This window comes from Christensenellaceae bacterium 44-20 (genome assembly GCA_041223705.1).
Lineage (GTDB): Bacteria > Bacillota > Clostridia > Christensenellales > Christensenellaceae > QANA01.
Window position 1 is genome coordinate 145,341 of sequence record JBCLQU010000001.1, and the last position, 13,825, is coordinate 159,165.

The following is a 13,825-nucleotide window of genomic DNA, read 5'->3' on the forward strand; positions in this document are numbered from 1 at the left end:
CGCCTTGAAATCGACGGGGCGGCAAGGTATAATAAAAGAAAATTCCAAAGAATGCGGATTGCCGCAAAAAGGAGAAAAATATGGCTGCTTACCGAACGGATATTGAGATTGCCCAGGATGCCCAGATGCTCCCCATCAGCAAAATCGCGGATGAGATTGGCCTATCAGACGACTATCTGGAACACTATGGAAAATATAAAGCAAAGATAGATTACAACGTTTTAAAGACAAAACGGGAGACCAAAGACGGAAAGCTCATTTTGGTTACGGCCATCACGCCCACGCCCGCCGGAGAGGGAAAGACGACGGTCTCCGTCGGCCTGGCGGACGGCCTGCGCCAGATTGGCAAAAAGGCAGTCGTCGCCCTGCGCGAACCTTCGCTGGGGCCTGTGTTTGGCGTCAAAGGCGGAGCGGCCGGCGGCGGCTATGCGCAGGTTGTCCCGATGGAAGATATCAACCTGCATTTTACCGGCGATATTCACGCCATAGGCGCGGCGAACAACCTGCTGGCGGCAATGATCGACAACCATATTTACCAAGGCAATGCCCTTCGCATCGATCCTAAGAAAGTAACCTGGCGGCGGTGTGTGGATATGAACGACCGGCAGTTGCGGGAGATCGTCGGCGGCCTGGGTGTGCGCACCAATGGCGTAACGCGCCAGGATGGATACGACATCACGGTCGCTTCGGAGATCATGGCGATTTTGTGCCTGGCGACGGATATTTCGGATCTCAAGGCGCGGCTCGAGCGCACCATCATCGGCTATACTTACGACGATCAGCCGGTTACGGCGGGAGAGCTGCATGCGGCAGGGGCGATGGCGGCGCTGCTCAAAGATGCGCTCAAGCCAAACCTGGTGCAGACGCTGGAGCATACGCCGGCCTTCGTGCACGGCGGGCCTTTCGCCAATATCGCGCACGGATGCAACTCTGTGATGGCGACAAAAACGGCGCTGAAATTTGGCGACTATGTCGTTACCGAGGCGGGATTCGGCGCGGATTTGGGCGCGGAAAAATTCCTGGATATCAAGTGCCGCATGGCGGGGCTGGCGCCCAGCGCGGTAGTCGTGGTGGCGACAGTGCGCGCCCTCAAACACCACGGCGGGGCTGCAAAAGCGGCTCTGGGAGAGGAAAACCTGGAGGCGCTCAAAGCCGGCCTGCCCAACCTGCTCCAGCATGTGGGCAATATGAAAGATGTTTACGGCCTGCCGGTGGTCGTCGCCATCAACCGCTTCCCGACGGATACAGAGGCGGAGCTGGCGCTGGTGGAAGAGGAATGCGCAAAGCTTGGCGTCAAGGCGGTGTTGACGGAAGTCTGGGGCAAGGGAGGCAAGGGCGGCATGGCGCTGGCAGAGGAAGTGGTTTCGCTCTGCGAGCAGGAAAACCATTTTTCCTTCAGCTATGAGAGCGATCTTTCCATCATGGAGAAGCTGGAAGCGATTGCAAAGCGGGTTTACCATGCGGACGGCGTTGAACTCATCGGCCAGGCGCCAAAGCAGCTGAAACAGCTGGAGGCGCTGGGCTTTGGAAATGTGCCGATTTGCATTGCCAAGACGCAGTATAGCTTTTCGGATAATCCGGCTCTGCTGGGCGCTCCCAGAGGATTTAAGATCACCGTCCGCAATCTGAAAATTTCGGCCGGCGCGGGCTTTATCGTGGCGCTGACCGGCGATGTGATGACCATGCCGGGGCTTCCCAAAGTGCCTTCGGCAGAGAAAATTGATGTGGATGGCGATGGCGTCATTTCCGGACTTTTCTAAAGAAGTATGCCGGCCCGCTTTCGGGGCAGCCCGTGCGGGCCGGCGGCTTTCTTGACAATGGCTCGCCGCCATCTTATAATGGGCTAGTAGCAGTGCGCCGGAGTGGCGGAATCGGCAGACGCACGGGACTTAAAATCCCGGGTCGGCAACGGCGTGCGGGTTCAAGTCCCGCCTTCGGCACCAGCAAAAAAGCCGCATGGATGATGGCATTCATGCGGCTTTTTTGTATTTATCTGCCTTTGGGGCACAGGGAGGGAAGGTTTATGAAGGCGATCTATACAAAGGGAGGCTATCAGTTTGAACTACGGGATGTTGCGCTTAGGAGCGTAGAGCGAAACGAGGTGCTGATCCGGGTAGAGGCGTGCGGGCTATGCGGCTCGGATCTGCATACGGCCAAGAGGGCAGAAGAGTTTGTGCCTTTGGGCCATGAGGTGGCGGGCGTCGTCGAGCAAGTCGGAGCGTATGTAACCAATGTGAAGCCGGGGGATCGGGTTGTGCTGGAAAGCGGATCTTATGATCGGTTCTCGGATCTTTCGCGGGATGGAAAATATGATCTGGACAATAACGGGCGGCACTTCTTCAATACCCAGCAGTATGGCAACGGCATGGGCTTTGCGGAGTCTCTGATCGCCGCGGATGAGGTCTGCGTTCCCTATGAGGGGCTCTCTCTGGCCGCCGCGGCCATGATAGAGCCAATGGGAGTGGGGTTTGACTTGGTAAAAGTTTCGGATATTGGGCTGGGCGATTCTGTGATGGTCGTGGGCATTGGGACCATCGGCCTTTGCGCTCTGCGGCTGGCTCGCCTTCGGGGAGCTTCCCGCATTATCGCCGTCAGCACTCCGGGGCGCGGCCGCAGAGACAGCGTGGCCAAGGCTTACGGGGCTGATGAGGTCGTCTGCTGGGGAGAGGACCTCTCTGGCTTCCGGGTAGACAGGATTCTCTGCACAACGCCGCCCTACGTTATGCCCGAGCTGATGAAAAACCTGAATATCGGCGGCATTATGAGCTATATTGGAGAAGGGGACAGGGAGGAGCGCTTTGTTACCTTTGATATGAACTACTGGCACGGGCGCAAATTGCAGCTTCGGGCATCTTATGCGGCTCCGGCGCTGTATTTCCCGGCATGCATCCGGCTGGCACGCAGCGGCAGAATCGACCTGGATCTGCTTCACACGCACAATCTGCGGCTGGAGCATTTCAAGGAGGATTTCGATTTTTATATGCAAGATCGGGAGAATGCCATCAAGGCCGTGATGTTTACGGAAAGATAGTTCTGAAAAATTCCACCCTGACGGGCTCTGCCCTTGGGTGGAATTTTTTTGCTAAAGCAGAAGCAGGCAATATCCGATGACCGGCCCCAAAAAGATGGCAAGATAGATGAGGCTGATATAGGGCTGATAATCGATATAGAATTCCCGGAAACTCAGGCTCCAGGGATGCCGGATGATGACCCAGCCAAACACGTCGAACACGATGCAGATGCCCGCCCAGACTGCGCCTGTGAGCAGTGCCTGCCCCAGCGTCGGCGCGGGAAGCTCGCTCATATACAGATAGCCGAACAAGCTGAACAGGATGATGTTATAAAGCGGGTGCCAGGGCTTGGTCTTCTCATAGCCCTCACCCATGCCATGCGCGTCCATCGGCTTCATATGCAAAACATAAATATTGAAAATAGTGTGCAGTACACCCACCAGCGTTACCAAAAAATAACAGATCCAAAACCACAGCATGGACATCCCGAAATTCTGCATCTTTGCACCTCCTGGCTGATATTTTGCCTTTATCATACTACCTGAATGTTTGCAGTGCAAGGATGGCTGCGAAATGAAGAAGCTGATTGGAAAAAGAGATGGGGTTGAGTTTGCAGGAGGGCATATGATATACTAGGAGCGATAAAAAATGTTTGACTGCGGGAGTGCTTTTGCCCGCGGCAAATTGCAGACTATTTGTATCAAAGAGGTCATCAATATGTATCAGAAACCCCGTTGGATTTGTTTGCTTCTCGCAACGTTGCTGCTGGCATTTCTCTGCTCTGGATGCAAGAGCGCGCAGACGCTGGAGACACTGCAGCAGCAGGCATATGAGGCAATAGAGGAAGGAGATGCTCAAAAGGCTTATGAAGTAGTGCTCGAAGCGGAGGCGCAGTTCCCCGGGGAACTGGATAGCGCGCTTTATCAGCTGCTTTTGGATCAGGCTGGCGGCGATTTTGAGCAGGAACACGTCCTGGCCGTGTATGAGACGCTCGGCCGGAGGGGCGAGCTGGAACTGGCGCAAATGCTGGAGCTGGCGCAATATTATCAGGCCCAGGGAAAGCTCCGGCCGGCGCGGGATCTTTACGAGCTCTCTCTGCGGCGGGAGAATAGTGAGGAGATCTACTCACTGCTGCAAAGCATGACCATTTCATTCGATCAGGAAAGCGAGCAGCTTCAGGCATACCTGCGGCAGGCAGGCAGCGCCGCCAGAGAAGAACGCATGCCCGAGCTGATTGGGCTGCTGCAAAGCGCAGAGTGGCTGAATGCCGCAATGCCATCGAATGGGAACGGCGGCCGCTTCTATGAGACGGAGGAAGACGGAACGCGCATTCGCATTGCTGCGGAGCTCTTTGGCGGCAAGCCGGTTACCAGCATTTGGGTGCTGACGCAGGATGGAAAGGAAACGAGCATCAGGGTATCGCCGGAGGCAGTTGCGCTGGTGAGAGGCGAAGTGCGAGAAGGGGCTTACCAGGGCGCAGTATCCGCCGAAGTTCTGGAAATTTCTGCGGGAACATTCTATCGGATTGACGCGGCTCTGCAAAACAATCTTTTCAGCGGGCAGGCAAACTTCCAGCTGTTCTCTGTGGCCGCCCAAGATACGGTTGCGGCGCGCTGGGAACACCGGCAGGATGCCGCCGCCGGAGCGTTTAGCGGGGCTTTTGATGAAGGCGGGCATCCGCAGGCGCAGCAGCAGGGAGCGGCGGACAGTGTCGTCGTGGGATACGATGCAAACAATGAAAAGTATTTGTCTCTGCGCATCCCGGAAGGCGCTTCGGCGCAGGATGGCATTAGCATTTTCTGGATGCCGGTAGCCAATGCATGGGAGGGGCAGTAAAATGAAAGGCAAAAGACGCGGCGCTCTCATCCGCTGTATTGCGTTTTTGCTCTGCGCCTGCTTTTTTGCAGCGCTGATGCCGGCAGCCCCGGCCAAAGCAGCGGCAAAAAATCAGGGGACGCTGGCCAATTTGGTGGTCTGCATCCGGTTCAGCGACTCGGACGACGCCCATGATATTTTCGCAAATGCCGAACACTGGGAAAAAGTGATGGGCATGTACGATACGGCGGACGACTCCTTTAAAAACTATATCAAGGCGATTTCTGACCAGAAGCTTACCATCAACAACATCTTCCCCCAGCAGACGCAGAAAGATGGAAAAACCATCTGCGCGGCACTGCGGCTGGATAAGAATGCGGATTACTATAAAAGCAACGAAAGCGCGATGGTGCAGGAAGTGATCCTGGCGGTTCAGGAGGGCAGAATCGCGCTGGGCGGGGAGAAGCTGGATTACCGGGAACCGGGTGTGCTGGATAACCTGACGATCATCGTCCAGGGTTCTGCATCCAGCATGAGCGACGGTTTCTGGCCGCACAGCACAGTTTACAGCGGCTATGAGAAAATGGACGGCGTTTTGGTGCGCGGCTATAATCTCTTAAATTCAGATACGCTGATTCGCACACTCACGTCCAGCGTCAATGTTTCGGGCGCGCAGGGGACCATCACGCATGAATTCCTGCACACGCTGGGGCTGCCGGATCTGTATCGCAGCAGCGGCGGATCGCCGGTTGGGCGCTGGAGCATCATGGCCTCGACGCTCTGCTATTTGCAGTATCCGCTGGAATATTGCCGGGAGATGCTTGGCTGGATTCAAATTCCGGAAATCACAAAATCCGGGACATATACCATTCGCGTCGCCAGCGGGAAAGATAAATGGGGCGGCGCTTACCCAACGGCTCTTAAACTGAAGACACCGCAGTCCGACAGCCAGTTCTTCGTGGTGGAATACCGCAGAAAGCAGGCTGGCGCGACGTTCGATTCCTATATCCCAAGCAGCGGGCTGCTCATGTACCGGGTGGATGAATCGATATCAGACCGCAGCAATTACCGCGGAGAGAACTATATCTATGTCTTCCGGCCGGATGTTACGGACCCGGAAAAGGCGGAGGATATGAGCGGCACAACCTATCTCAGCGAGAATGCGGCGCTGGATATTGAAAAGGGCGAGACTTCCTATGGCAGCACGGATTTGAATGCGCCGTTTACGGAGAACACGCTCTATTATCCCGGCGGAAAAAACAGCGGTATTGCGATTTCCAATGCGCACTATTCGGAAGATGGGGAACTGCTCATCTTTGACGTGGAGTTTGCAGATACGAGCGGCGAGGAATACTGGCAGCAGTATGGGCAGGCCATGGGCGGCATGAAAGGCGCGGGCGCTTCCCTGGCAATGGGGGACGATGGCACACTTTATGCGGCTTCCTGCGGCAGCGATGGAAAGCTGAGGCTCATGCAAAGCAGGAATGGCAATAACTGGACGCAGGTTACGACGCTGGGCGGGGTGGAGGCGCTTCCCGATGCCGCGCTGAAATGGTATCAGGGCTCGCTCTACCTGGGCGTTATGCTAAGCGGCTCCAAGCCGGCGGCATACCGGCTGACGAACGGCACGTGGAAGCAGCTTTGGGTTTCCTCTGAGACTTATGCGATGCAGCCGCAGTGGCTGGAGCATCAAAGCACACTCTATCTGGGCTATGTGAAAAGCGGAACCAAGGCGCTGGCTCTGCAAAAAATTGCGGGGAGCGGGGCTGCGCTGCCAAACCTTACGGTGGGCAGCTACCTCACCAATCCCGCGCTTTGCAGCTGGAACGGAAAAGTCTTCGCGGTTTACAGCGACTTTATGTCCAGCAAGAATACGACCAAAGTTGCCGTGTGCAGCGGGGGCAAGTGGAGTGAGGTTTTGGATACGGGGATTACCGCTGGCAAGCTCCATGCGGCGGCATCAAACTCTTCCCAGCTGGCGCTCATTGCGGGAAACGATGCTGGAGTGGATAAGCTGTTCCTCTATGATGGGAAACAGTGGAAGAGCGAGGATGCGGCATTTGCGCGCGGGGCGCTGGAAGTGCAGATGTTCTATTATGGAAACGATCTCTATGCAAGCCATATCGATAAAAACCGGCAGATGGCTCTGCAAAAGAGGACGTCCAGCGGATGGAAACAGGTGGGCAAGCCGATCGCGGCGCCTGTGGACAGCTCGGCTTCGGATGTGATCTTTGCAAAAGGAGTCTGCTATGCGGCTTATGTCGCGCAGGGAACGCAAAACTTGCTGGTTCGTTTCCATAAGCTGGATCCTCCCAGCGGCGGCGTGGTAGACCCGCCAAAGCCAAAAGATGACTATACCGTTTCGCTGACGCTGGCCGGAACGCCCAGCAATTCCAAAATCTATATAGATGGGCGCGCATACCAGGCACAGCGCAGCGGCAGTACGCTCAAAGTTACCCTATCGAATGGGCGTGCCAGGACGGCCACATATTATGAGACCAATGCCAGCGGAGTTCCTACGGGCATGCAGGTTTGGCTGCTTTCCTTCTCCGGCGGCAAATATACCGCGCAGAGGCAGGATGCCCTCAAAGATTTGCTGACGTATCACGGTTTTTCCATTCGGATCTCCGGCGACACAGGCATCCGCTTTAAAACAGGGATTTCAGAGAGCACCAAGGGCGCTTTGCTTGGCGGCGGCCTGAACGGTTTCCGTTTGCAGGAATACGGAACGCTAGTCATGATGCAGGAGAATATCAACAAGGGATATGCCTTTGTGCTGGGCGGCGATAAAGTGGCGTCTGGGCGCAGTTACTGGAAGCAAAACGGCGCCGTGAACGACCGTGTGTTCGAGACGGTTCAGGGGCGGCAGCGCTTTACTTCGGTTCTGGTGCGCCTGCCTGCCGAGCGCTATAAAACGGAGTTTGCGTTCCGGGGATATATCATTTTGCAGAAAGACGGGCAGAGCTATACCATCTATGGGCCGCCCATGGCAAAAAGCATTTATTCGATTGCGCAGCAGCTCATCGCCCGGCACGATTATGCTGTGGGCTCGCCGGAAGATCGGTTTTTGCGTAAAATCATTACAGATGCCAGATAGGATGGAGGAAAAGCGTATGAAAAAGACAATACTTTTGAGCGGCGCGGCGGCCGTCATGCTTTTTGCCGCCGGAATGGGTAGCGGCTGGCTGCTGTTTCATCAGGAAAAAGAGGAGCCGGCGGAGCGGGAAATCCGTATCCGCGTGGCGGATGGGAATGTGGAATGGTCTGCCGGCGGCGAATGGAGCCAGGCGGGGACGGTCGCGCAATTGCAGGAGGGCGATCCCTATGCGGCCCGGGCGAGCTGGGGGGAGTACCCTGCAGCTGAAAATACCCCTTCTGCTTGGATCATAAGCGACGTGCCCAAAGTGGAAGAGCCGACATCGCGGCCAACTAAGCGCCCCAGCCGCCCGTCGGGCAGCGGCAATACGGGCGGAAACTCCGGCGGGGGCGGGGCGACGCAGACGCCAACAACCCCTTCCAAGCCCCAGGATGGAGAAGATGTGGGCTGGTCGGACGATCTGCTTTAATAAAAAGAGCGAAGAGAGAGTTCTCTTCGCTCTTTTTTCAGCGGGAAGAAAGGAAATAGGCCGAGGCGCTTATTCACGATATTACAACCTCGCGGCGTTCGCCGAGGCGAAGCCCGGGTGCCTGAGGAGTTATGGAACCATGGCACTGTGCTGAAAAAGAGGCAAGCTTGCGTTCGCCTTTATCATGGTATAATAATCTCACGGTGTTAACCGAAGCGTAGCTTCGGACGCCTGAGAGAACACTGAACCATGGCGTTGCTCCGCTTCGCCGCAACGCAAAAAGAAGAAGCAAGCTGACGCTTGCGCTTATCATGGTATAATGAACGCATAAAGGGCCGAGCGTTCATTGACGGCTGCCGCCAGCGCACGTTGCGCGCTGACGACATGGTATAATAAGAGAAAACACTTGCCAATCGGCAGGCAGGGAGGAATCGTGTGAGAATACTGCATACCTCTGATCTTCATCTTGGGATCAGCCTAATGGGCAGAAGCCTACTGGAGCATCAGCGCTATCTGATAGAAGAGCTGGCAAAAACCGTCCGGCAGGAACGGATCGATGCTGTGCTCATCAGCGGCGATCTGTTCGATCGCTCGGTGGTGGCGGCGGAAGTGATCGAGCTGTATAACGAGCTGGCCACTAGGCTCTGCATCGGGCAGGGCGTGAAGGTGTTTGCCATAGCGGGCAACCACGACGGCGCAGAGCGGCTGGCGTCCTGCAGTGCACTGCTGGAGCAGGCAGGGCTGTATGTTGCCGGGCGCCTGCGGGAGGGCCCGCGCCATATTCGGCTGGAACAGAGGGGAGAAGCGGTCAACTTCTTTTTGCTGCCCTATTTTAACCCGGATGAAGTGCGCAGCCTGACGGGCAAACCCGCCCGGGATATGCAGGAGGCGCTCCAAATTCTGCTGGCCGACTGGATGCCGGCTCCCGTTCCGGAGGAGCGCAATATTTTGCTGGCGCACCTGTTCGTGCGCGGCGGGGTGACGGCAGGAAGCGACAGGACAGCCGTCATCGGCGGAGCGGCGGTGGTTGGGGCGCAGAGCATGGAAGCGTTTGACTATGTCGCCCTGGGGCATCTGCATGCGCCGCAAAAAGTGGGCAAAAATGCCTATTATTCCGGGACGCCGCTGCCCTATTCCTTTTCGGAAAAGGATCATCAGAAGCACTTTTTGGTTTTGGATACAGAAGATCTCAGCTTGGGGGAAATCCCCATCCAGGCGCCCTATTGCCTGCGGGAAGAGCGCGGAACGCTGGAAGCGCTGAAAAAGCAGGCAGAGGATCACCCCAGCCAGGACTACCTGCGCCTGGAAGTTACAGACGCGCGCATTGCAAAAGAGGATTATGAACTCTTCCGATCGGCATACCCGAATCTGCTTTTGGCTTATAGCTCGGCCTATGCGCCGGGAGAGGAGGCCGCGCTTTCGCCCGAGCAGGTGGAGCAGCTTTCGGCAGAGGCGATCTTGCAGGAATTTTTGCAGGAACAGGAGAGCCGAGACCCCAGCCAGGAGGAAGTGCAGTGGTTTTTGCGCGCGATGGAGCAGGCAGAGAAAGGAGCGCTGTTATGATTCCGCTTTCGCTTCGGTTTGCGGCGTTTGGGCCGTATGAAAAAGAACAGAGCATCGATTTCACGCTCTTCCGCCAGGATGGGCTGTTCCTCATCAGCGGGCCGACCGGCGCGGGAAAGACCGCCATTTTAGATGCCATGACCTACGCCCTGTTTGGCAGAAGCAGCGGCGGTGGGCGGGGCAGTTTTGCCTCCATGCGCTGCCAGTATGCCAAGAAGGATGCGCAGACCTTTGCTGAGTTTACCTTTGAGCATAAGGGCAAGCGCTACCAGTTTTACCGATATCTCCGGCCCACGCGCAGGAAAGACCTGGATGGATTTGAGGAGATGGCCAGAGCGGGTGAACTGCGGGAGGACGGCGCGCTGGTTCCGTTTGCGGCGAATATGAAAAAGACAGCGGTGGATCAGTATGCGGCATCGCTTTTGAGACTCTCTTACGATCAGTTCCGGCAGATTATTCTCCTGCCCCAGGGGCAGTTTGAACGCCTGCTGACGGCGGATACGGAGGAGAAAGAAAAAATTCTGCGCACGTTGTTTGGCGCAGAGATTTGGACGCAGGCCGCGGAGTGGCTGAATCAGCAGGCGGGCGAGATGCTGGCGCAGGCCAGAGATTTGCGCAGCCGGCGGGATGCAGTTTTGCAAAGCGCAGGCGCAGGCAGCGTTGCCGCGCTGGAAGAACGGCGGGAAACGGAGGCGCAGGAGCTCGAAAAACTGCAGGAGCTTTCGGGGCAGGCGGCGCAGGCATTGGAGCAGGCCCAGACCCGGGCGGCGCAGGCAAGGCGGCTGGAGGAACAGTTTGCCCGGATGGACAAGCTGACGGAAGAGAGGGCAGCTCTTGACGGGCAGGCGGAGGAGATCTGCCGCCTGCGCGCCAAGCTGGAAAGAGCAGAGCAGGCCCAGCGTGTTTTGCCTGTTTCTGAGGTGTGTGCTTCTGCCGGGCGCGAGGCAGAGGAGCGCAGCCGCAGTTTGACGCTGGCGGAAGAGCAGATGGACAGCCAAAAGCGGCAGTATGCGCAGGCTATGGCGGAGTATGAGAAGAGCAAAGGGCAGCAGGCAGTTTTGGAAGAACTGCGGCAGGAGAGCGCGCAGCTAGAACAGCAGGCGGATCAGGCAAAAGCTCTTTTGCAGGAAAAACAGCTGTTTTTAAAACTGCGGGAAGATTGGACGAGCGCAAACCGGGAAACCGAGCGCACCCGTCAGGCGATGCAGGAAAATGCCCAAAGCCAGCTTGCCTTGCGCGAAGAGATCGCCCAGCTGGAGGAAACCGCGCAGACCGAGGGGCACTGGAGCGCCCAAACCGCGCGGCTGGAAAACCAGCTGAAGGAGAGAAGCCGCTGGGAGGAGATCTGCCAAAGGCTGGAACAGGCCGGGCAGAGGCTGACACAGCTAAAAGAATTGGAGCAAAAGCGTGCAGACCAGGCAAAGCGCTGCGAACAAGCATACGAGAGAGCATATGAGAGCTATCTTGGCAATGCGGCACAGCTGGTGGCCAGGGGGCTGCATCAGGGGGACACCTGCCCGGTTTGCGGCGGCGTCTTTGAGCGCCCGGCGGATATGGGCGAGATGGAGCAGGTGAGCAGAGAACAGCTGAGCGCCTGCCAGAAACAGCAAAAAGCAGTGCAGGAGGCGCTGGAGGAATGCAGGCGCGAACAGGCGGCCTTGGAGGAGCAGAGCCGTTCTCTGGAGGAGCGCAGGCAGGAGCTGGAAGAGCGGCTTGGCTTGGAGACGGAAAGCTGGCAGGCGGAGGAGCTTGCACAGGCGCGGGAAGCATACCGGGCGGCCAAACAGGCGGCGCAGAGTTTAAAAGAGGCGCGGCAGAGAAGGGCAGAGCTGGAAAGACAGGCGGCGGCACAGCAAGAGGGTCTAAGCAAAGCGGAAGAGCTCGAGCGGCAGCGGAGGGAACAGCTCGTGAGCAGCAAAGCCCGCATTCAGGCAATGCGCGAGAGCTTTGTTTTGGAAATACAGCCGGCCGAGCTGGAAACTCAGCGCAAAGAGAAACAGGAGGAGATTGCGCAGCTGCAGCAGGCCATAGAGCGGGCACAAGGATGGAAGGAGCGCGCACAGCAGGAGCTGGCCGTCGCAAAAGCCCGGCACGATTCTGCCGCGGAGGAGCAGGAGAAGGCGCAGGCGGCGCACTCTTTGGCAAAGAAGAGCCTGCAGGAGGCGCTCTCTGCCCAGGGATTCGCAGATGAGCAGGCTTTTCGGGCGGCACAGCTTTCGGAAGAGAGCACTGCGTGGTGCCGGCGGCAAATAGAGGACTATGCCGCAAGAATGCAGGCGGCCGAGCGGGAGGAGGGAGTGCTCGGCGGGTTGCTGGCGGGGCAGAAGCGCCCTGAGCTGGAACAAATTGTACAGCAGAGCAGGCAGGCAGAGGAAGAGGCCGGGCAGCTGCGGGAAAAATGCGCAGAACAGCGGGAGCGCCTGCGCGCGCTGGAGGGCGTGCTGAGGGAGGCGCAAAACGCAGATGCACTTTTACAGAAAAAAGCCCCCGAAGCGGATATGCTGCAAAACTTCTCGGCAACCCTGCGGGGCAACAAGGGCATCGGAATCGGCAGGTTTGTCATGGGGATCCTGCTCTCTGCCGTGACCAAGGAGGCCAATCGTTTGCTGGAAGGCGTGCACGGGGGAAGATACCGCCTGCTGCGCACCCGGGAGGCTGTGGGGCAAAAGCGCAAAGCTGGGCTGAATTTTGAAGTGCTGGATGCGCTCTCCGGCGAAAACCGGAGCGTGCAGAGCCTTTCCGGCGGCGAGAAATTTCTGCTCTCCCTGGCGCTCTGCCTGGGGCTTTCCGTGTTTTTGCAGCGCCAGACGGGCAAGGTGGAGATAGAAGCCATGTTTATCGATGAGGGCTTTGGCACGCTGGACAGCGCCTCCATTGGCGAAGCGCTGGATATGCTGCTCTCGGTCAAAAGCTCCAGGCGGCTGGTCGGCATTATCTCGCATGTGGCGGCGCTTTCCGATACCATCGCCTGTGCTGTTCAGGTGAAGAAAGGTGAGCGGGGAAGCAGTCTGCGCGTTCTGGCTTAAACGAAAATACAAAAAATCGACAAAAAGAGATATTCATAATTTATTCATATTTTAGACATGAATAAGACATATATTAAATTTAAACTAAAAGTCATAAATTCGTAATAATTACCGGGTGATGACGGTATTACGAATGGCATCGCGGCACCATAGCGGTGCGATGAAAATAGTCTGTATTGCCCCTCCCCGGGCGATACTCCCTCCCCAAAAGAGCAGGCTTGCCTGCTCTTTTTTTATTCGGCGCTGTGATAAGCCAAAAACGATTTTGTGGACTTTTCTATTTGCCAAAGTTGTATTATGATAAGAGAAGAAATGCGGGGCTGGCAAATTTGCCGGGAAACTGCTGAACCGACGGAGGTTTTGATGCTGGGGCATTTTGGGTTTTCCTATATCGGCCTAATCTATCTGCTCATGCTTTTTCTGCCCAATCTGATTTGGGCTGGGCATAAGCCGCAGGGGTATTCCTCCGCAGGGGAAAACCGCCTGCTGGTTTTTTGCGAGAGAGCAGGCGAGGTTTGCGTATGCAGTGCGGCGCTGGTTTTTTCGGATTTCAATCTGAAAGGCTGGTCCTATTGGAGCTGTTTTCTGCTCCTCTCTTTTTTGCTGATGGTGCTTTATGAGGCCTGGTGGACTAGGTATTTCAGAAGCGAAAGGACACTGCGGGATTTTTACCGCAGTTTTCTGGGAATCCCGGTTGCCGGGGCAACGCTGCCCGTGCTGGCCTTCTTTCTGCTGGGGGTTTACGGCAAAAATCTTTGGATGATGCTCGCCAGCCTTCTGCTGGGCGTGGGGCATATCGGGATTCACTTGCAGCACCGCGCGCAGATAGAGCGGCAGGAATAAA

At 56.8% G+C, this 13,825-nt stretch carries 9 protein-coding genes and 1 tRNA gene; 9 read left to right on the forward strand and 1 reads right to left on the reverse strand.

Features of this window, described 5'->3' with window-relative positions:
- Nucleotides 1-80: 80 nt before the first annotated feature.
- The 3 genes from AALG83_00790 to AALG83_00800 all read left to right on the forward strand — a co-directional run bounded on the left by AALG83_00790 (nt 81) and on the right by AALG83_00800 (nt 3,031).
- Nucleotides 81-1,760, forward strand: coding sequence for a formate--tetrahydrofolate ligase (locus AALG83_00790; protein ID MEY8381698.1), 1,680 nt, complete (start codon nt 81-83; stop codon nt 1,758-1,760).
- Nucleotides 1,761-1,856: 96 nt separating this feature from the next.
- A tRNA-Leu gene (locus tag AALG83_00795) sits at nt 1,857-1,943 on the forward strand.
- Nucleotides 1,944-2,023: 80 nt separating this feature from the next.
- Nucleotides 2,024-3,031, forward strand: a complete 1,008-nt coding sequence (locus tag AALG83_00800) for a zinc-binding dehydrogenase (protein ID MEY8381699.1) — start codon at nt 2,024-2,026, stop codon at nt 3,029-3,031.
- 51 nt (nt 3,032-3,082) lie between these two features.
- Here the strand turns inward: AALG83_00800 and AALG83_00805 are convergent, their stop codons facing one another.
- A complete protein-coding gene (locus AALG83_00805) occupies nt 3,083-3,511 on the reverse strand; it encodes a hypothetical protein (protein ID MEY8381700.1) in 429 nt (142 codons plus the stop codon).
- 244 nt (nt 3,512-3,755) lie between these two features.
- On the opposite strand from AALG83_00805, the gene AALG83_00810 reads away from it, so the two are divergent.
- The 6 genes from AALG83_00810 (at nt 3,756) to AALG83_00835 (ending at nt 13,824) form a co-directional block, all read left to right on the forward strand.
- The gene (locus tag AALG83_00810; GenBank protein ID MEY8381701.1) at nt 3,756-4,847 is read left to right on the forward strand and encodes a hypothetical protein; all 1,092 of its coding nucleotides are present in this window, start codon (nt 3,756-3,758) and stop codon (nt 4,845-4,847) included.
- Nucleotide 4,848: 1 nt separating this feature from the next.
- Complete coding sequence (locus tag AALG83_00815; protein MEY8381702.1) at nt 4,849-7,923, forward strand: immune inhibitor A domain-containing protein; 3,075 nt, start codon at nt 4,849-4,851, stop codon at nt 7,921-7,923.
- Nucleotides 7,924-7,939: 16 nt separating this feature from the next.
- Nucleotides 7,940-8,392 (forward strand): hypothetical protein, encoded by a 453-nt coding sequence (locus AALG83_00820; protein ID MEY8381703.1) that lies wholly within the window; start codon nt 7,940-7,942, stop codon nt 8,390-8,392.
- Nucleotides 8,393-8,827: 435 nt separating this feature from the next.
- Nucleotides 8,828-9,955, forward strand: a complete 1,128-nt coding sequence (locus AALG83_00825) for an exonuclease SbcCD subunit D (GenBank protein ID MEY8381704.1) — start codon at nt 8,828-8,830, stop codon at nt 9,953-9,955.
- The gene (locus AALG83_00830; protein MEY8381705.1) at nt 9,952-12,981 is read left to right on the forward strand and encodes an SMC family ATPase; all 3,030 of its coding nucleotides are present in this window, start codon (nt 9,952-9,954) and stop codon (nt 12,979-12,981) included. Before AALG83_00825 ends, AALG83_00830 begins: the two co-directional genes overlap by 4 nt.
- Before the next feature lie 366 nt (nt 12,982-13,347).
- Nucleotides 13,348-13,824, forward strand: a complete 477-nt coding sequence (locus AALG83_00835; protein MEY8381706.1) for a hypothetical protein — start codon at nt 13,348-13,350, stop codon at nt 13,822-13,824.
- The last annotated feature ends 1 nt before the right edge of the window (nt 13,825 follow it).